Origin of the sequence: Mesorhizobium sp. WSM3626, assembly GCF_000513935.1 — a bacterium.
Classification (GTDB): domain Bacteria; phylum Pseudomonadota; class Alphaproteobacteria; order Rhizobiales; family Rhizobiaceae; genus Mesorhizobium; species Mesorhizobium salmacidum.
This window is the reverse complement of record NZ_AZUY01000004.1, coordinates 22,413-41,748: the sequence shown is the minus strand read 5'-3', so window position 1 is coordinate 41,748 and position 19,336 is coordinate 22,413. Positions and strand designations below refer to the sequence as shown.

Genomic DNA, 19,336 nt, shown 5'->3' with positions numbered 1-19,336 from the left:
CCGGCAACAGCCGGTAGTATCGGATGCATGTCGCCCAAAGACGCGCAGCGGTTTTGGGATAACGACGTGCATACACAAGGACCTGGAAACGCGTTGCGCTAATTCAGCGGGGCGCCTTTCCAGGAAAATGCCGAGTTCGGGAGGATGCCGGTGCAGACCAAGAAGATCATCAACGACGGCAACCGCGCCGTCGACGAAATGCTCGAAGGGATCCTGGCCGCGCATCCTCGCCATCTCACAAGCGTGGACGGCAGCCCGCGCTCGATCATCGCCCGCGATGGCGCACGGCCCGGCAAGGTCGGGCTGGTGATCGGCGGCGGTTCCGGCCACGAGCCGACCTTTCTCGGCTTTGTCGGCAAGGGGCTGGCGGACGCGGCGGCGATCGGCAACGTCTTTGCCTCGCCACCACCGGATCCGATCCTGGAATGTGCCAAGGCGGTCAGCGGCGGTGCCGGCGTCCTGTTCATGTACGGCAACTATGCCGGCGATGTGATGAATTTCGACATGGCGGCCGAGATGGCCGGCATGGACGACGTCGAGGTGCGAACGGTGCTCACCACCGACGACGTCGCCTCGGCACCGCGCGACCAGCGGCAGAAGCGCCGTGGTGTCGCCGGCAATTTCTTCATCTTCAAGGCCGCCGGTGCGGCCTGCGACCTCATGCTCTCGCTCGACGAATGCGAACGCATCGCGCGCAAGGCCAACGACCACACCTTCACCATGGGCGTGGCGCTGTCGCCCTGCTCGCTGCCGCAGACGCGGCGGCCGAATTTCGACATCGGCGCCGACGAGATGGAGATCGGCATGGGCATCCATGGCGAACCCGGCATTGCGCGTGGCAAGCTCGGGACCGCCGATGAGATTGCCGACGAGATGCTCGACAGGATCTTCACCGAGATGGCGCCGAAGCGGGGCGACAAGGTCGCGGTGCTGGTCAACTCGCTGGGATCGACGCCGCTGATGGAGCTCTACATCATGAACCGTCGGGTCAAGCAGCGGCTCGATGCAATCGGCGTTTCCGTCCACGCGACCTGGGTCGGCAATTATTGCACGTCGCTGGAAATGGCCGGCGCCTCGGTGACGCTTTTCCATCTCGACGAAGAGTTGCAGACGATGCTCGACCATCCCTGCGACTGCGCCATGTTCCGTGCCGGCTGAGAGCGCTCCATGACCATCGCTGCCTCCGACCTGAAAAGAATGTTCGATGCGATCGCGGAGGCGATCGAAGCCGACAGGGACCGGCTTTGCCAGCTCGACGGCGTCATCGGCGACGCCGACCACGGCATTGCGATGGCGCTCGGGTTCAACGCCGTGCGCGATGCGCTGGCATTGGTCGACCTTGCGGCGACCGAGCCGACCGCGCTCCTCAACACGGCGGCGAAATCGTTCCTCAATGCCGTCGGCGCGTCCTGCGGTCCGCTCTATGCCACCGCCTTCATGCGCACCGCCGCCGCCGTCAAGGGCAAGGCGACGCTGGCGGATGCCGATATCGTCGCGCTGCTGCAAGCCATGGCGCAAGGCATCAAGGATCGCGGCAAGGCCGAGATCGGCGAGAAGACAATGGTCGACGCCTGGCAACCGGCGGCGGAAGCGGCTGGCGCCAGCAATGCAGCAGGAAAAGACCTTGCTGAAAGCCTGCAGGCAGCCCTTGCCGCTGCCGAGCGCGGCGCGGAATCGACCAAGGACATGATCGCCGCCAAGGGCCGCTCGTCACGGCTCGGCGAGCGGTCGCTCGGACACATGGACCCGGGCGCGGCCTCGGCCGTCACCGTCATCAGGGCCATGCGCGACAGTCTCTCTTAGCTCTTTGCCGCGTCGAGCCTGTTGATCGCCTGGACGTTGCCGGCCGAGGGCCCCTTCTCGTCGAACTCCGAGGCCAGCCAGGTGTCGACAATGGCCTTGGCCAGTTCCGGACCGATAACACGGGCGCCCATGGTGATGATCTGGGCGTTGTTGGATTTCGCCGCGCGCTCGGCCGAATAGGTGTCGTGGGTAAGTGCGGCGCGGATGCCCGGCACCTTGTTGGCCGAGATCGAGACGCCGATGCCGGTGCCGCAGAACAGGATGCCGCGGTCGTTCTCGCCTTCGATGATCGTCTGGGCGAGTTTCTGCGACAGATCGGCATAATAGCCGGCCTGGCTGAGGTCACTGACGGTGAGGCCGGGCTTGGTTGCCAGATGCGCGGCGATGACGTCGAGCAGCGGCTTGCCGGCGCTATCGGCTCCAATGGCTATTTTCATTTTTTGTCCTTTCCAGTTCGATTGATTCAGATCGCGGCCGAGGCGCGGCGCAGGATATCGATATAGCCTTCGGCCTGCCAGGCGGAGCGGCCGATGAACAGGCCATCGATGTTGGGCTGGCCGATCAGTTCCGCGGCATTGCCAGGGTTGACGCTGCCGCCATAGAGCACCGGCGGCGCGGACGGCAGCAGATCGGCGGCGACCTTCTTGATCAGCGCCTGCTGCTTGTCGGCATAGTCGGAGCTGGCCGGAATGCCCTTGTCGCCGATCGCCCAGACCGGCTCGTAGGCGAACAGGATTTTTGCTCCCCTCGCCTCGCCTTCGAGAAATTGCAATGCACTCTCGACCTGACTGGTCAGCACCGCATCGGCCTTGCCGCTTTCGCGCTCGGCCAGCGTCTCGCCGACGCAGATCAGCGGTATCAGTCCATGCTTGACCGCTGCCGCCGTCTTCAGCCCGACCGTGCGATCAGTCTCGCCGAAATGCTCGCGCCGTTCGCTATGGCCGAGTTCGACCAGGTCGAGGCCGCAATCGTTCAGCATCACCGGCGAGATCTCGCCGGTCCAGGCGCCGGCATCGGCCCAATGCATGTTCTGGGCGCCGACCTTGATGCGCGTCGCCGACAGCGCCTGCCTGACTTCGCGCACCGCCGTGAAGGGCGGAATGACGAAAGGCTGGATGCGATCGTCGAAACCNGGCACGAAGCCGGCCAGCGCCCCGGCAAAATCAAGCGCCTCGGCGAGCGTCTTGTTCATCTTCCAGCTTGTACCGACCCAGTAAACCACGCGTACTCTCCTTGATCCTCAATCCTTGTCGGCGACCACCGTCAGCGAAACCCCGGCCGCATCCAGCGTCGCGCGCATCCCGGGCTCCGGCTCGCGTCCGGTGAAGACGGCATCGAATGCCTTGAGATCGGTCAGGAAATGCAGCGCGCTGCGGCCAAACTTGCCGTGATCGACCAGCAGGTATTTGCGGGTCGCCGCGGCCATCATCAGCCGCTTGGCCTGCACCACTTCCTGGTCCTGATGGAAGGCGGAGGCGCCGTGGATGGCGGATGAGGACAGGAAGGCGACATCAGCGCGCAGCGATCGCAGCGAAGCCTCCGCGAGCAGGCCGAAGAAGCCATGGAATTTCTTCGAGTATTGGCCGCCGAGCGCGATCAGGTTGATGCCTCCGGCACCGGCCAAATCCTGGATGACGGCGAGGTTGTTGGTGATCACCGTCAGCGGCTTGAGATCGGCGAGATGCCGCGCGATACCCCCCGCCGTCGAGCCGTCGTCGATGATGACCGTCTGGCCGGGTTCGATCATGGCCACGGCCGCCGCCGCAAGGCGCACTTTTTCCCCAATCGCCTGCTTCTGCCGGTAGCGGAAATCGCTCTCGAAGAGGCTGCTCGGCTGTATCGAGGCGCCGCCGCGCACCTTGCGCAGGAAGCCACTCTCCTCGAGCTCGTCCAAGTCGCGGTGCACGGTCATCCTGGAGACGCCAAAACGCGAGGCGAGATCGTCGACGCTTGCCGCGCCGGCGTCCACCAGGAAGTCCATGATGCCTTGCCGTCTGTTGTCGCTCTTCATTCTCGCCGACCCGCCAACGCAGAAGCCAGGCTCCTTGATCGAACCAAGACATAACAGACATTGCCGCGCATGTATCATAATTTTTGTGATAATGAGATATTTCACTGGGATATTTCGCCGGCTTTTATCGCGCCGCTGTAACAAGAATTGCTGCCGGGACGGTCTGTCACGGTTGCGGTTGCGCGGAATTCCGGCCAGAAGCATCGGTGGGCTGAACGATGCGCGGACAGCCCGCAACCACAGGTTTGAAACCAGATACGGGAGACTAATCGTTGGCTCGCATCACATTGAGACAATTGCTCGATCACGCCGCCGAATACGGCTATGGCGTGCCGGCCTTCAACATGAACAACATGGAACAGGGCCTGGCCATCATGGAGGCCGCGGAGGAGACCAAGTCGCCGGTCATCCTGCAGGCAAGCCGCGGTGCGCGCGCCTACGCCAATGACGTGGTGCTGGCCAAGCTGATCGACGCGCTGGTCGAAATCCATCCCGACATCCCGGTCTGCATGCATCTCGACCACGGCAACAACGAAGCCACCTGCGTCACCGCGATCCAGTACGGCTTCACCTCGGTGATGATGGACGGTTCGCTGAAGGAAGACGGCAAGTCGCCGGCCGACTATGCCTATAATTCCGGTATCACACGGCGTGTGGTCGACATGGCGCATTGGGGTGGCGTGTCGGTGGAAGGCGAGATCGGCGTGCTGGGCTCGCTCGAGAGCGGCGGCGGCGAACAGGAAGACGGCCACGGCGTCGAAGGCGCGATCAGCCACGACCAGCTCTTGACCGATCCGGTGCAGGCCGAGCAGTTCGTGCGCGACACTCATGTCGATGCGCTGGCGGTGGCCATGGGCACCAGCCACGGCGCCTATAAATTCTCGCGCAAGCCCGACGGCGCGGTTCTGGCCATGAATGTCATCGAGGAGATCCACCGCCGGCTGCCGAACATGCACCTGGTCATGCACGGCTCATCCTCGGTGCCGGAGGACCTGCAGGAGATCATCAACAAATATGGCGGCCAAATGAAGCCGACCTGGGGCGTGCCGGTGGAAGAGATCCAGCGCGGCATCAAGCATGGCGTGCGCAAGATCAACATCGACACCGACAACCGCATGGCGTTGACCGGCGCGATCCGCAAGGTGCTGACCGAAAACCCGAGCGAGTTCGATCCGCGCAAATACCTGACGCCGGCGATGGCGGCGATGAGGAAGCTCTGCAAGGAGCGCTTCGAGCAATTCGGCACCGCCGGCAATGCGCCGAAGATCAAGCCGCTCCCGGTCTCGGAAATGGCCAAGCGCTACAAGTCGGGCAGCCTCGATCCGAAATTCGCCTGAGTTCGATCCGGTTTGCATTTCATGGACAGGAGCCGCATCGGCTCCTGTCCGATTTCTATCCGGCTTTCGGCAGCAGGCCAGGCCTGCCGGTCTCGATGAAGGGTGCCCAATAGTCGACCGACTCGCGGATCATGGCGACCACCTGATGGTCGACCGGCTCGCGCTCGCGGAACGACAGTTCGAGGCAGATCTCGTTGTCGGAGCCGCCGCCGCGGCGCACCGTCTCCAGCAGCTTCTCAGGCGTGATGCGGCCGTCCTTGTTGTGGGCTGACGTGAACGGCCAGTGGCCGCCCTTGTTCATCGACGACTGCTTGACGTGGATGATCGGTGATTTGCGGGGGAACGCCTCGGCCCAGGCATAGGGATCGATATCGGCCGGGTTGGAGGAGGTCACGTCGCCATGGTCGATGTCGACCATCATCTCCAGTGGAATGGCCATGCCGGCGGCATCGATCGCATCCTGCAGCATCCGGCAATTCTCGATCGTGTGGCCGAACTCGCGGCCAACCGACATCGGCTCCCAGAACAGGTAGGTCAGGCCTGCCGCCCGGGCGTGTTCGGCGACCTCGCGCCAGCAGTCCAGCGCAATGTCGAACAGACGCGCGCGGCGGGCGGCGTCGTCGAAGTCGCGATGCGTGAAAATGGCGAACTGCGTGCCCATGCCGCTAGCGCCAAGCTCGGCCGAGATATCGGCAAAGGTCTTGAACCAGTCGACATAGTAGCGGCGCACATCGGCATCGGGATGGCCGAAATGGTTGAGCCGGCCGTAGGGACCAGTCATGCCGGAGGTGACGCGCACGCCGGTGCGGTTCAAGGCGTTGCGGAACAGGCGGACGAATTTGACGATCGTCGCCGCGGGCCAGCCTGGATTGACGAATTCGTGCGTGAGTTGAACGTCCCTGATGCCGATGCCATAGGCGATGGTGTCGATCAGATCGTCGGGCTCCGCGAAGCGGTTGACCAGCGGATTGGTGTTGAGGGAGAGCGTGAAGGCCAAGGTCGCTATCCCTTCAACGCTGTCGCCGAAATAGGGGCAGTGAGCGCCATCAGCCTGCCCTCGCCTGCCGGGTCGCGCACCAATGCTCGAAGGCCGACTTCTCCTCGGCGGACAGATGCAGGCCATGCTTGGTGCGCCGTTCGAGAATGTCGGCCGCGTCTTCCGCCCATTCCCGTTCAAAGAGGTAGTTCGCCTCGCGCTCGAAGAAATCCCTGCCGAAGCACCGCCCCAGTGCGGCGAGCGAACGGGCGCCGCCGACCACGGACCGCGTCCTGGTGCCGTAGAGCCGGCCGTAATGCTTGAGCAGCGATGCCGGCATCCATGGATACTCATTCGCGAGGTCGCCGAGGAACTGTTCGAAATCGGCATTGGCGATATCGCCGCCGGGCAGATGCGCCTTTGCGGTCCACGCTTTGCCCATCTTCGGAAAGAACGGCGCGATCCTGTCCAGCGCGTGCTCGGCCAGTTTGCGGAAGGTGGTGATCTTGCCGCCGAAGACGGAGAGCAGCGGCGCCTGCGCATCCGGCGCGTCGAGTTCGAAAATATAGTCGCGGGTCACCGCGCTGGGATTGTCGGCGTTGTCGTCATAGAGCGGCCTGACGCCGGAGAAGGAATAGACCACATCGTTGCGCGCAAGGCCGCGCTTGAAATAGCGGTTGACCACTTTGATGAGGTAATCGATCTCGCTCTCATCCGCCGTCACATCCTCCGGCCGGCCTTCGTAGGGAATGTCGGTGGTTCCGATCAGCGCGAGATCGTTCTGGTAGGGATTGATGAAGATGACGCGCTTGTCGCTGTTCTGGACGAGATAGGCTTGCCTTCCCTCCCAGAACTTGGGCACGACGATATGGCTGCCCTTGACGAGGCGGACATTACGCCTGGAATTCTGGCCGGCAACGCGATTGACGATGTCGTTGACCCAGGGACCGGCGGCATTGATCAGCGCGCGGGCCCGCACACTGGTCTTGATGCCGGTCCTGACGTCACGCATCTCGACGACCCAGAGGCCGCCCTCTCGGCGGGCGGCGGTGCATGCGGTGCGGGTGAAGACCTTCGCTCCCCGTTCGGCGGCGTCGAGCGCATTGATGACGACAAGGCGGGCATCGTCGACCCAACAATCGGAATATTCGAAGCCGCGCTTGAAACTGTCCTTGATCGGCGCACCCTCGGGCGCGGTGCGCAGGTCGAGCGTACGGGTGGCGGGCAGCCGCTTGCGGCCGCCGAGATGATCGTAGAGGAACAGGCCGAGCCGCACCAACCATGCCGGCCGGTCATCGGGGCTGTGCGGCAGCACGAAGCGCATCGGCCAGATGATGTGCGGCGCCGATTCCAGCAGCACCTCGCGCTCGATCAGCGCCTCGCGCACCAGGCGGAACTCGTAATATTCGAGGTAGCGCAGACCGCCATGGACGAGCTTGCCCGAGCGCGAACTGGTGCCTTCGGCGAGATCGTCCTTTTCGCACAGGATGACTGAAAGCCCGCGGCCGGCGGCATCGCGCGCGATGCCGGCGCCGTTGACGCCGCCGCCAATGACGAAGAGGTCGACGATGTCAGGGCCGACGCTCATCTCGCCGTCACCCCGCTGCCGGATTCTCGCATCATGGCCATCGCTCTCAGCACGGATTGACCGGAGGCAGGCCGGCCAGGTAGCGGCGTACTTCCTCGGCGGCCTGCTCGGCGGCATAGGTCACGGTGCGCACCGAGGCGCCGGCGATATGCGGCGTCAGCGTCACATTGGGAAGCTGCAGCAGCGGCCAGTCCGAGGGCACCGGCTCGACCGCGAAGGTCTCCAGCATCGCGCTGGCGATCTGCCCCGAAACCAGCGCTTCGTAAAGCGCGTCATAGTCGACCAATGGGCCACGCGCCGTGTTGACGAAGATCACCCCCGGCTTCATCCGCGCGATGGTGTCCTTGCCGATCAGGCCGCGTGTTTCCCCGGTCACACGCGAATGCAGCGTAACCACATCGGAGCGCGACAGGAGATCGTCGAGCGCAACCAGTTCGACGCCGGCGTTGCGATCCTCGGCGCTCAGCTGCACATAGGGATCGCTGACCAGGACATGGCAGCCGAAGGCACGCAGCAGGCGCACCACTTTCGTGCCGATATTGCCATAGCCGACGACGCCGACGGTCATTTCACCGAGTTCACGGCCGGTGCGGTCGGCGCGGTAGAGATCGCCGCGCCATTCCCCCTTGCGCAGGGCTTCGTGGCCGACCCGGATCAGGCGCGTCTCGGCAAGGATGGCGCCGATGGTGAACTCGGCCACGGCAGTGGCGTTCCGGCCGGGCACATTGACCACGGTGATGCCGTGCGTCTTGGCGGCGGCCATGTCGATGTTGATCGGGCCGCCGCGCGACACCGCGACCAGTTTGAGCGATGGCAGGCGCCGCATCATGCCTTCCGACAGAGGCGCAAGCTGGGTGACGAGGATTTCGGCGTCGCCGATGAAGTCGACGACCTCGTCGGGATGGCCGAAATATTCCTTGACCTTGTCGAGGCCTAGCACCGGATTGCCGAACTCCATCGGCTCGTCGGGCCAGGCCGTCTGCAAGGTCCTGATGTCGAGGTCGCCACTGACAACCTTCTCGATTTTGGCGCGAAACACCTCCGGCAGCATGAAGTTGTCGCCAATGATCGCTATTTTCCGGGGCATACTCGACTTCTCAATTTTCCTGCGATGTCGCCATGGCACGCCAGACCGGCCGCAAGGCCTGATGCGCCAGCATGTAGGAGGGGGCCATCCTGTCGTAGATCGCGGCTAGGTCCGGGTCGCTCGGTTCGGCCTCGCCGAGCAACGGCGTCACCCATTCGCCGACGCATTCGTCCATGGAGGCGTATTGGCCGACGCAGACCGCTGCTATCATCGCCGCACCGGCGGCGCCGGCCTCCTCGCGCGCGCTGGTGCGCGTGTCGGCGCCGATGGCCGCACCCAGTATCTTGCGCAGCGCCGGGCTTCTGGCGGCGCCGCCGGTCAGTCGGATTTCGCGTGGCAGCGGGCCCATGGCGGCGTAGCAGTCGCGCGCCGCGAAGGCCAAGCCTTCGAAGACGGCGCGCACCAGATCGGCGTAGCCGTGGCGCGACGAAATGCCGACGAAGCCCGCCCTGGCATTGGCATCGACGAACGGTCCGCGCTCACCCGCTTCCGACACGTAGGGCTGATAGAGCAGCGACGCCGGCTGCGAGGCCGCTATCCAGGCATCGACCAGCGCGATCATCTCGCCATTGCTGCGGGTTATGCCCTGCGAGGCGAGAATGCCCGAGGCAAGGCCAAGCACCCAGTCGATGTTGAGCGTCGCCGCCATGTTGGACTGCATCTGCGCGAAGACGCCCGGCGCCGGCATCGCCATCGTATAACCGGTCGCCGCTTCGTTCAGCTGCACATCGTCGGGCGTCTCGGCCAGCCGCATGTGCATGCCGGTGGAGCCGATGATCGAGCAGCCGGGCTTGCGCTCGCGGTCGAGGAGGCCGGCGCCGAGCGCGGTGCAGACGACATCGACATAGCCAAGCACGACGGGTGTCCCGGCAAGCATGCCGGTGATGGCGGCAGCCGCCGGCGACAGTCCGGTGCTGTGCCTCGTGCCGTCGACAATCGGCGGCAGCAGGTGCCTGAGATCGGCGACGCCGAGGACGTCGAGCACGTCGCCGCTATAGTCGCGGGTGCGGAAGTCGCCGAAAGTGAAGGTCCCTTCGGACGGGTCGGTGGCGCGTTCGCCGGTGAGCTTGAAATAGAGCCAGTCCTTGCAGTGGAATGCGGTGGCAGCCTTGCCGAGCATTTCGGGCATGGTGCGCTTCATGAAGACGAACTGCGAACCCTGCTGGCAGGCGGCGAGCCCGCTGCCGGTCTTTTCGAAGCGCAGCCGGTCGTCTGGTCGCGCGCGGATTTCCTCGACGACGCCGGCGGCGCGCGCGTCGAGCCAAAGCCAGCCCTTGGCCACCGGCTCGCCCTTGCCATCGATCAGCCAGGTGCCGTCGCCCTGCCCGGTCACCGCGATGGCGACGGTCCGGCTGGCGAGATCGGGCACCTTGTCGGCGAGCTGGCGCAGGGTCGTGGCGGCATCGGCCCAGGTGCGCGCCAGATCCTGTTCGGCGCCGCCGCCCGGCAGCGTCTCATAGTGGTTCGGCGTTGCCGCGGCCGCGATCTGGCGGCCTTTCGTGTCGAAGGCGATGGACTTGATGACGGAAGTGCCGGCATCGATGCCAATCAATATGTCGCGCATCACGCGAGCTCCATGCCGTGCGAGATGGCCATCCCGCTCGCCTGGTCGAAGACGTGCAGGTTTTTGGGATCGATGCTGACATTGATGGGCGCGCCAAGGTCGAGCCGGGTGCGGTCATGCTCGACCAGCACCAGCGAACCGCCGGCGAAATCGGCGGCGATGTGGGTCTGGTCGCCGAGCCATTGGTTGGCAGAGACCCTGGCCGGAACGCCTTCCTTCGAGCGCCGGACCGCGTAGGGCCTGATGCCGATGACCACCCGCTCGCGGCTGAGCAGTTGATCGCGCACCGGAGCGCTGAAAGCGTCTTTGTCATAGTCGAGCGACAGCCCATCGGGCAGCCGCAGATTGATGCGGCCGGCGGCGGTCCCGACAAAGGCCTCGAAGACGTTCATCGGCGGTTCGCCGACGAAGGTTCCGGTGAACAGGTTGGCCGGACGCTCCTTGAGCCGGTCCGGCGTGTCGAACTGCTGCAGCACACCGCCTTCCATCACCGCGATGCGGTCGGCAAGCGCGTTGGCCTCGGTCTGATCGTGGGTGACCAGGATCGCGGTCAGGCCGCGCTCCTTGATGAAATGCTTGATGCGGCCGCGCAGCACCGCGCGAAGCTGCGGTTCGAGTTGCCCCATCGGCTCGTCGAGCAGATGCAGGTCGGCTTCCCGGATCAACGCCCGGCCAAGACTGGCGCGCTGCTGCTGGCCACCCGAAATGGAGCTGGGATAGCGCTCCAATATGTCCTCGATCTCCAGCAGTTTGGCGATGCTGGCGACCTTGGCGTCGACCTCGCTCCTGGGCAGCCGGGCGGCCTTGAGGGCAAAGGCCATGTTCTCGCGCACGGTGAGCGGCGGATAGAGCGAGTAGCCCTCGAAGGCCATCGCCACATTGCGCCTGACCGGCGGCAAGGTGTGTACCTTGCGGCCGGCGACCGCGATCGTGCCGCGCGAGACCTCCTCGAAGCCGGCGATCATGCGCAGCGTCGAGGTCTTGCCGCAGCCGGACGAACCGAGCAATGCCACGATCTCGCCCTTGCCGATTTCCATCGTCAGATTCTTGACGGCGTGAACGCCGCGGTCGATCGGGCCATAAAACTTGTCGACGCCGGAAATGGTGAGTGCGCTGGCGCTCATGCCGCTTCTCCGCTGCGCAGATTGACAATGTTCTTCGCGCCTATGCGCTCACCGCTCGCCCTGTCGAACAGCAAGGCGCTCTTGCCGTCGACGACGATATGGGCCTTGCCTTCGCTGCGGCCCGGCGTTCCGGCCGGGCGCGAGACCAGGATTTCACGGCCGCGAACGGTGCGCACCAGGGTGACGATCTTTTCGTTGAGCGGCGTCTCGGCCTCGACCGTCACCGGAATGGCGCCGGGCTCGTTTTCGCCAACGAAATGCAGTGCCTCCGGCCTCAGCCCGATGATGCAGTCGCGGCCGATGGCGGTCTCGGGAACGTCGGCGAGATGGACCTGCACATTGGACAGGCCGACATAGCCGCCCCTGCCATCGCGCGCGGGCTTGACGTCGAGCAGATTGATGGTCGGGTCGCCGAACAGCCGCGCGATCTCGATGTTGGCCGGCTCGCGATAGATCTGCTCGGGCGTGCCGAGCTGCCTGATGACGCCTTGCGACATCACAGCGATACGGTCGCCGAGCGCCATGGCTTCCTTATAATCCTGGGTGACGTAGACGACCGTGGCGCCGCGATCGGCAAGCAGCCTCGGCAGTTCGAGGCGCATCTCGAAGCGCAGCTTGGCGTCGACATTGCGCAAGGGATCGTCGAGCAGCAGCAGCGGCGGCGAACCGACCAGCGCGCGGGCAAGGGCCGTGCGCTGCTTCTGGCCGTTGGAGAGCGCGCGTGGTTTGTGGCTCAGCACATGGCCGATCTTCAACAGTTTGGCGACGCTCTCGACGCCGGCCTTGATCGCGCTCTGCGACGAGCGCTTGGCCTCGAGCGGCGTCGCGATGTTGTCGAACGCGCTCATATGCGGAAACAGCGCGAAATTCTGGAACGCCATGCCGACGCCACGGAATTCCGCGTCGACATCGGTCATGTCCTCGCCGCCGATGAGGATCTTGCCTTCGTCCGGATCGATGACGCCGGCGACCAGGCGCAGCAGCACAGTCTTGCCGGCGCCCGAGGGTCCGAACAGGACCAGCGTTTCGCCATCCGCGACGGTCAGCGACAAATTGTCGAGGACGGTCTGGCTCTTGTAGCGCTTGACGAGATTTCTGAGTTCGAGGCTGGCCATTTCTATCCTTTCACCGCGCCGAGCGACAGGCCTTCGACCAGATAGCGCTGTGCGTAGAGGGCGAGCGCCAGCGTCGGCGTGATCGACAAGACGATGGCCGCCGAAATCTGGCCGTACTGGATGCCGGATGAGGTGATGAAGGCGAGCGCGCCGACCGTCACCGGCTGCTTGTCGGCCGAAGCGAGCACCAGCGCGAAGACGAAATTGTTCCAGGCGAAGATGAAGGCGAGCAGGCCGGCCGCAGCAATGCCAGGGCCGGCGAGCGGCAGCGCGATCTTGCGGAAGGTGGCGAACCAGGAATGGCCGCCAATGCGGTAGGCATATTCGATGTCAGCCGGGATATCCTCGAAATAGCCGCGCACGATCCACAGGATCAGCGGCAGGCAGATCAGCTGGTAGACCCAGATCAGCCCGATATAGGTGTTGGCCAGGCCGAGCTTCTGGAAATAGAGGGTCAGCGGCAGCAGCACCAGAAGTGCCGGCGCGAACCTGAACGACAGCAGCGTGAAGGCGATGTCTTCCGAGCCGCGGAATTTGTGGCGCGCGAAGGCGTAGGCGGCCGGCACGCCGAGCAGCAGCGAAACCGCCACCGAGGTCACCGACAGGAACACCGAATTCCAGAGGTTGCGCATGAAGGCGATGTCGAGCGTGCCGGCGGCGGTCATCAGCTTGCCGGTGATCAGCGCGGTGTAATTGGCGAGCGTCGGTTCGAAGATCAGCTGCGGCGGGATGCGCAGGATGGTCTCGTTGGTCTGGAACGACATCATGAAGATCCAGACGATCGGGAACATGAAGAAGATCACCACCAGCGTCAGTGCTACGCCGCGCAGGATGCGTTCGAGAAGCGAGGTATGTTCCATCGCCGCCTCCTATGCCTGGCCGCGGGCGCGTTCGCGCAGCCTGAGCCAGTTCTTGATGAAGATGTTGGAGAGGAAATAGGTGATCGCCCACAGGATGATCATCAGCGCCGCCGAGCGGCCGACATTGGTCGACTGGAAGAAGTTGAGATAGGCCTCGACCTGGAAGACGGTCAGCGTGTCGCCCGGGCCGCCTTGCGTCATCGCGTAGATGATATCGAACTGCTGGATGGAATCGAGCAGGCGGAACAGCGTCGCGGTCAGGATGTAGGGTGTCAGCATCGGCAGGGTGATGCGGAAGAAGACGAAGCTCCTCGGCACCCCGTCGAGTGCCGCCGCCTCGAAGGGCTGCGTCGGCAGGCTGCGCAGGCCGGCGAGCAGCAGGATCATGATGAAGGGCGTGTAGACCCAGATGTCGACCAGCACGACGGTTAGCAGCGCCGTCGACGGCGACGAGGCCCAGCGGAAATCCTGCAGCCCGATGAGGCTGGCGAGATAGCTCAGCACGCCGAAGCCGGGATTGGTCATCAGCTTCCACATCAGCGCTGCCAGCGCCGGCGCCGTCATCAGCGGCATCAGGAGCATGATCGAGATGAAGTTGTTCAGCGTCGAGCGCTTCTGCAGCAGCAGCGCGATGGCGAGGCCCAAGAGCAGTTCCAGCACGACGGTGGTGCCGGCATAGAGCAGCGAGACCTTCAGCGTGTTCCAGAATTTCGGATCGGTGAAGAAGGAGATGTAGTTGTCGCCCCAGTTGAACTGCCGCGCCCAGGGCTGGCTCAGCCGGTAGCGCTGGAACGAATAGACCACCGAGGTCAGGAACGGAATCAGGATGCCGATGCAGACCAGCAAGGCCGGCAGACTGAGCACATAGGGCAACACCCTTTTGCTGATCCTGAAGCCGGATGGCTTGAGCCTGTGCGATACCACCGCAGTCATCGAGCTGCTCCGTTGTTGCTGTCGCTTCGCCCCTGCCGGCCGCCCAAGGGAGCAAGGCGGCCGGTCGGGCGAAATAGCGGTCACCTTTCGGCACCGCATCGCAAACATGAAAAGGTATGACGAGGGCCGACCCGCCAAGCAGGCCGGCCCTCGTTGCGATTTAACCGAGACCGGCTTCCTTGAGCTGGCCGTTGATGCTCTCGGCCAGCTTGTCGAGGCCTTCGTCGACCGGCACTTCCTTGGACACCATCTTCTGCAGCGTCGCCGCCCATTCGGTGGTGAGATCGAAGAAAAGCGGCTGCGCCGTGAACTTGATCGAGGCGCCGGGTGCCGAGGCGTCGAACATCTCGACATAGCCCGGATAGCTCTTGTTCAGCTTCTCGCGGAAAGCTTCATCCTTCCAGACCGACTGCCGGACCGGGTTGACGAAATCCATCTTGGTGGCGCCGAACAGCGCATGCTCGGGTCCGGAGGCCCATTGCATGAAGTACCATGTGGCGTCCTTGTCCTTGGAGAAGTTGGACATCGACAGCGACCAGATCCAGATGTTCGGCGTTGGTGCCTTGGCCTCCGGATTCGCCTTGAAGGCGGCGAAGGCAAGCTTGCCGGCCATCTTGTTGTCGCCGCCATTCATGAAGTAGCCGAGGATATCGGCGTCGAAGATCATCGCCGAGGCGCCGGCGCCCAGATCGGTGCCCACCTGGTACCAGGTGTAGGTCGACCAGTCCTTCGGGCCGCTCTCCTGGATCATCTGCACCCACTGCTTGTGGAAAGCCTTGGACTGGGCGGTGTTCATGGCGGCCGACAATTTGCCGTCGGCCGACACATTCAGGTCCTTCTGGTCGAAATTGGCGTAAGCCGACAGGAATCCCGGATGGATGGTCGCCCAGGAGCGCGAGCCGCGCACACCAATGCCGTAGACGCCGCCGCCGACATCCTTGGTGAGCTTGGCGGCAGCGGCCACCATCTCGTCCATATTGCCGGGGACCTTGACGCCCGCCTTGTCGAACATCGCCTTGTTGTAGGTGATGTTGTTCTGCTCGAACCCCCACGGAATGCACCATTGCTTGGCATCTTCCGATCCCAGAGCTCCGCCCGGCTTGCCGTTCCAGGCGCAGGAATTCCTGACGCCTGGCAGGAAGTCGTCCCAGGCATAGTTCGGGTTGGTCTTGGCCGGATCCTTGATCCATTCGTTGAGGTCGGTGATCCAGCCGGCTGGGCCATAGGTCCAGGTCATGTACGCGCCGGTCATGAAGGCATCATATTCGGGCGAGCTCGCCGACAATGCGGCCGTCACCTTGTCGAAATAGACGTCTTCAGGGAATACGTCGTAGACGACGTTCATGCCGGTCAGTTTCTTGAAGTTCTCAAGATTGGCGATCATGGCGTCGGCGTATGGATGCTTGTTGAGCAAGAGCTTGATGGTCTTGCCCTTATGCGCCTGCCAGTCGAAGTCCGCGGCAAGCGCGCGGGTCTGGCCCAGGTTGAGCAGCGTGCCGGCGGTGCCGGCGGCGAGGCCCATCGCACCCAGGCCCTTGATCAGTCCGCGACGGTCGACTTGTCCGCGCAGGAAGGCGTCTATGAGGTCTTTCTCTTTCTCATGCATTTGGTCTTCTCCTCCACAGGGTAGTTTCAACTGAACCGTTGCCGGCTACCCGACCGGCGTCTCTTCCACGAGCGATCGCGCCGTCCGCTCGTCTGTTATCAGGCCTTTCAAATAGCGCCCCTCCAGCACCGACTTGATGGCGCGAACTTTGATCTTGCCACCGGCGACGGCGACGATCCGGCGGCTGGCGATATCCTCGCGCGCCAGTGCCAGCGCGCGGTTGGAGACGGTCGTCGCCACCGCCTTGCCAGCGTCGTCGAAGAAGTGGCCGAGCAATTCGCCGACGCCGCCATTGCGGCGGATCTCCTCCATCTCGCCTTTCTCGATCATGCCGGTGGCAACCAGCGAAGCCTCGCGCTCGGCGGTACCGACGCCGGCCAACAGCAGGTCGGCGGATCTGGCGAGATCGAAGACCTCGCTGATGCCCTTCTGGCCCAGCAGCACGATGCGGTCCTCCGCCGTGTTGGCGAACATCGGCACCGGCATCACATAGGCTTCGGCTCCGGTGCGCTCGGCGAGACGGTGAATGACGTCATGCGGGTTGGCCGAGAACTTCCGTGTCAGGCCGCCGAGCAGCGAGACGAAACGGATCCGGTCGGTGGTGGTGCGCGGCAGGTACTCCACGCAAGCCGCGAGCGTGCGGCCATGGCCGACGCCGATCAGCGCCTGCTCGCCGCGTTCGATCTCGCGCTTGAGGAACTGCGCCCCGGCAATGCCGAGCGCCTTGAGCGGCAGATCCTCGGAATCGAAATCCGGGACCACCTCGCAATAATCGAGGCCGTAGCGGCGGGACAATTCGTCCTCGAGCTCGACGCATTCCGACACTTCGCCGTCGATATAGACCTTCACCAGCCCTTCCTGATTGGCCTTGGTGATGAGGCGGTGGGCCTTGAGGCTGGTCAGCCCCAGCCGCTTGGCGACCTCGGACTGGGTCAGGCCGCCGGCGTAATGAAGCCACGCGGCGCGCGCCGCCATGCTGGCATCATCGTCCCGCGAAAGGCCGTTTCCAAAACCAACCACGTTTCCGTCCCGGTGATATTTTTATCAGTTGATGCAAAATTTTTCACATGCCGGAACCGAAGTCAAGCGCCACCTTTCAAATCGCGTGGCGGTTGGCCAGCGGGAACTTCGCGAGGGCGAAGAGGTTCTTACATCGACGGCCCGAAGTCGCGGCGCGCCGGCGAGCCGCAAGGAACATCGGGCGCCGAGCGGTGCCCAGAACCCCCGGGGAGGCAGGAGAGGCGGAGCGCCGGCGCCGCCTGACAGAACGATGTTCGAGCCGCTTTGCTGCGATATGCCGCTTCATCCGACGTGGCCCGATCTTGTCGCACGGCTGCTGCTTGTGGTGATTGCAGGTTTCCTCATTGGCCTCAACAGGCAAGCGCGCGGCCACACCGCCGGGCTTCGGACGACCATCCTGGTCGGCCTTGCGGCCGCTGTTGCCATGATCCAGGCCAACTTGCTGCTTGATACGACGGGCAAGGGAATGGATTTCTTCGCCCGCATGGACGTGCTGCGTCTGCCGCTCGGCGTGCTGACCGGCGTCGGCTTCATCGGCGGCGGCGCCATCCTGCGGCGCGGCGACCTCGTGACCGGCGTCACCACCGCGGCCACCATGTGGATCATGACGATGATCGGGCTTGCCTTTGGCGGCGGGCAGTTCGGTCTTGCGGCAATTGCAACAGTGCTGACGCTGCTGACGCTTCAGGTGTTGAAATGGGTGGACCTCAAGGTTCCGCGCGACCACCATGCGATCCTGTCGGTTTCCTGGCCGAAAAGTTCACCGCCCGACCTGCAGGAGATGGTGCGGCCGCTCGGCTATGGCGCACGCCTCGCCAGGATGGAGCATGACATCAGCCGCGACCGCTTCGTGTACTCGTTCAATCTCGAATGGAGACAGTCCGATGCGACCGAACCTTCAACGGAAATCCTGACGCTGGTCAGCCGCGAATGCGAGATCGAGCGATTTGATCTAGTCGGCGAAAAGGCGTCCTGAAGAGACGAAGCGTTCCCGCCCCGACATGCTTAGGCACCACCCACTTGCGCATCACGCAAAAACTCGATCACCATCGCCGCCGTCCAGGTGAAACGGCCGCCGCCGAGCGGCTCACCGGTCAGCGGGTCGTAGTATTCGGCAAATCCGCTCTCCCGGATCAAGTCGAGGCTGGATTGCGTGATGCGCTGTGCGACCTGACCGTGGCCGGCGGCAGCAAGACCGTCGGCGATCATGTAGTTGACCACCAGCCAGACCGGGCCGCGCCAGTAACGCTTGGCGTCGAAGCGCCGATCACCGGGATCATGTGACGGCACGACGTAACGCGCGGTGCCGGAAAGGCGTTCGACGGTCGCGGCGACTGCAGGGGCGCGGTCTTTCGGGATTGCCGCAAACACCGGCAGGACGCCACCAACGGAAGCGCTGTCGACCAGCGTGCCGGCGACACGGTCGAGACAGAGGTATTGGCCGTGCGCGTCGCTCCAAAGCCGCTCCATAGCCGCCAGGCCCTTTTGCGCGCGGGCGCGGTTGGCCTTGGCGATCGCCGTCTCGCCAAGCGCTTCGGCAAGATCGGCAAGGTCGGTGGCGGCGCGGATCAGGATGGCGTTGAAGCCGGGATCGACAATCTGGAAAGGTGAGGCATCGTGCAGTCTCGCGTTGTCCCAACCGAGCCCGCGAAAACGCTGCACCAGCCAGAGATAACGATCGTACTGCGCCTTGGTCGGGCGATGCGCCGGATCGGCATGCAAGGTATCACGACGAGTGTAGGGCTCGACGCCTTCGGTCGGCACGCGCTCGAAGGCATCGTCCCAATCGATGGAATTGTCGCGGCCGGATTCCCAGGGGTGGATGATGGCGACCAGCCCCTCACCCTTGGGGTCGCGGTTTTCGTAAAACCAGCGATGCCAGGCATCGATCTTCGGCAGCAATGCGCGGGCCCGCTCGGCGGCCAATTTTCTGTCCTTGGCGCGGTCGAACAGGCGCCGCACGGCAAAGCCGGCGACGGCTGGCTGGGTAATGCCCGACGTGGCGGTCGGGCGACCGGTTCGCCAGACCTCGGGACCGGGAAAATAGCTGTCGTTCCAGACATGGAAGACAATATGCGGCACCATGCCGTCCGGCCACTGATGGGCAAACAACGTCTCGATCTCGGTCCAGGCGCGCGCTTCGTCATAATGGGCAAGGCCGAGTGCCGTCAGGCAGGAATCCCAGTTCCACTGAAACGGATAGAGGCCTTTTGTCGGGATGGTATAGGTCCCCTGATCGTTCTCCTTCAGCACGTCGACGGCGCGGGCGATGATGTCATTGGCGGCATGAGCGGTCATGGATGGTTCAGGTC

Annotated in this window: 18 protein-coding genes; 4 read left to right on the top strand and 14 right to left on the bottom strand. The window is 64.1% G+C overall.

What is annotated here, in order from left to right; translation table 11 throughout:
* Positions 1-144: 144 nt before the first annotated feature.
* Positions 145-1,158, top strand: a complete 1,014-nt coding sequence (locus M653_RS0104530) for a dihydroxyacetone kinase subunit DhaK (RefSeq protein ID WP_198028713.1) — start codon at positions 145-147, stop codon at positions 1,156-1,158.
* Between the two features lie 9 nt (positions 1,159-1,167).
* Positions 1,168-1,803, top strand: coding sequence for a dihydroxyacetone kinase subunit DhaL (gene dhaL / locus M653_RS0104525; protein ID WP_027142231.1), 636 nt, complete (start codon positions 1,168-1,170; stop codon positions 1,801-1,803).
* Here dhaL and M653_RS0104520 read toward each other — a convergent pair.
* The 3 genes from M653_RS0104520 to M653_RS0104510 all read right to left on the bottom strand — a co-directional run bounded on the left by M653_RS0104520 (position 1,800) and on the right by M653_RS0104510 (position 3,814).
* Complete coding sequence (locus M653_RS0104520) at positions 1,800-2,240, bottom strand: RpiB/LacA/LacB family sugar-phosphate isomerase (RefSeq protein ID WP_027142230.1); 441 nt, start codon at positions 2,238-2,240, stop codon at positions 1,800-1,802. The two genes, dhaL and M653_RS0104520, sit on opposite strands and share 4 nt — an antisense overlap.
* A gap of 26 nt (positions 2,241-2,266) precedes the next feature.
* Positions 2,267-3,025, bottom strand: a complete 759-nt coding sequence (locus M653_RS0104515) for a triose-phosphate isomerase (RefSeq protein ID WP_027142229.1) — start codon at positions 3,023-3,025, stop codon at positions 2,267-2,269.
* Between the two features lie 18 nt (positions 3,026-3,043).
* Positions 3,044-3,814, bottom strand: coding sequence for a DeoR/GlpR family DNA-binding transcription regulator (locus tag M653_RS0104510; RefSeq protein ID WP_027142228.1), 771 nt, complete (start codon positions 3,812-3,814; stop codon positions 3,044-3,046).
* 272 nt (positions 3,815-4,086) lie between these two features.
* On the opposite strand from M653_RS0104510, the gene fba reads away from it, so the two are divergent.
* The gene (gene fba, locus M653_RS0104505; RefSeq protein ID WP_027142227.1) at positions 4,087-5,151 is read left to right on the top strand and encodes a class II fructose-bisphosphate aldolase; all 1,065 of its coding nucleotides are present in this window, start codon (positions 4,087-4,089) and stop codon (positions 5,149-5,151) included.
* Between the two features lie 55 nt (positions 5,152-5,206).
* Here the strand turns inward: fba and M653_RS0104500 are convergent, their stop codons facing one another.
* From M653_RS0104500 to M653_RS0104455, 10 genes are all read right to left on the bottom strand, one after another.
* Positions 5,207-6,148, bottom strand: a complete 942-nt coding sequence (locus tag M653_RS0104500; RefSeq protein WP_027142226.1) for a TIM barrel protein — start codon at positions 6,146-6,148, stop codon at positions 5,207-5,209.
* 49 nt (positions 6,149-6,197) lie between these two features.
* Positions 6,198-7,715, bottom strand: a complete 1,518-nt coding sequence (locus tag M653_RS0104495; protein ID WP_027142225.1) for a glycerol-3-phosphate dehydrogenase — start codon at positions 7,713-7,715, stop codon at positions 6,198-6,200.
* 46 nt (positions 7,716-7,761) lie between these two features.
* A complete protein-coding gene (locus M653_RS0104490) occupies positions 7,762-8,802 on the bottom strand; it encodes a 2-hydroxyacid dehydrogenase (protein WP_027142224.1) in 1,041 nt (346 codons plus the stop codon).
* Positions 8,803-8,812: 10 nt separating this feature from the next.
* Complete coding sequence (locus M653_RS0104485; RefSeq protein WP_027142223.1) at positions 8,813-10,366, bottom strand: FGGY-family carbohydrate kinase; 1,554 nt, start codon at positions 10,364-10,366, stop codon at positions 8,813-8,815.
* Complete coding sequence (locus M653_RS0104480) at positions 10,366-11,490, bottom strand: ABC transporter ATP-binding protein (protein WP_027142222.1); 1,125 nt, start codon at positions 11,488-11,490, stop codon at positions 10,366-10,368. The genes M653_RS0104485 and M653_RS0104480 overlap by 1 nt, the downstream gene beginning before the upstream one ends.
* Entirely contained in the window at positions 11,487-12,605 is a 1,119-nt protein-coding gene (locus M653_RS0104475) for an ABC transporter ATP-binding protein (RefSeq protein WP_027142221.1), read from the bottom strand. Before M653_RS0104475 ends, M653_RS0104480 begins: the two co-directional genes overlap by 4 nt.
* Positions 12,606-12,607: 2 nt before the next feature.
* On the bottom strand, positions 12,608-13,465 hold the full coding sequence (locus tag M653_RS0104470) for a carbohydrate ABC transporter permease (protein WP_027142220.1): 858 nt from the start codon (positions 13,463-13,465) through the stop codon (positions 12,608-12,610).
* Positions 13,466-13,474: 9 nt separating this feature from the next.
* Positions 13,475-14,398: a sugar ABC transporter permease gene (locus M653_RS0104465; protein ID WP_027142219.1), complete on the bottom strand. Its 924-nt coding sequence runs from the start codon at positions 14,396-14,398 to the stop codon at positions 13,475-13,477.
* A 160-nt stretch (positions 14,399-14,558) separates the two neighbouring features.
* A complete protein-coding gene (locus tag M653_RS0104460) occupies positions 14,559-16,004 on the bottom strand; it encodes an extracellular solute-binding protein (protein ID WP_027142218.1) in 1,446 nt (481 codons plus the stop codon).
* Positions 16,005-16,049: 45 nt separating this feature from the next.
* Positions 16,050-17,024 (bottom strand): sugar-binding transcriptional regulator, encoded by a 975-nt coding sequence (locus M653_RS0104455; protein WP_027142217.1) that lies wholly within the window; start codon positions 17,022-17,024, stop codon positions 16,050-16,052.
* Between the two features lie 250 nt (positions 17,025-17,274).
* Here M653_RS0104455 and M653_RS0104450 point away from each other — a divergent pair, with 250 nt between their 5' ends.
* On the top strand, positions 17,275-18,000 hold the full coding sequence (locus tag M653_RS0104450; RefSeq protein WP_027142216.1) for an MgtC/SapB family protein: 726 nt from the start codon (positions 17,275-17,277) through the stop codon (positions 17,998-18,000).
* Between the two features lie 29 nt (positions 18,001-18,029).
* On the opposite strand, the gene M653_RS0104445 is transcribed toward M653_RS0104450, so the two are convergent.
* Positions 18,030-19,322 carry a trehalase family glycosidase gene (locus tag M653_RS0104445; protein WP_027142215.1) on the bottom strand — a complete coding sequence of 431 codons (1,293 nt, stop codon included), beginning with the start codon at positions 19,320-19,322 and terminating at the stop codon, positions 18,030-18,032.
* Positions 19,323-19,336 lie beyond the last annotated feature (14 nt).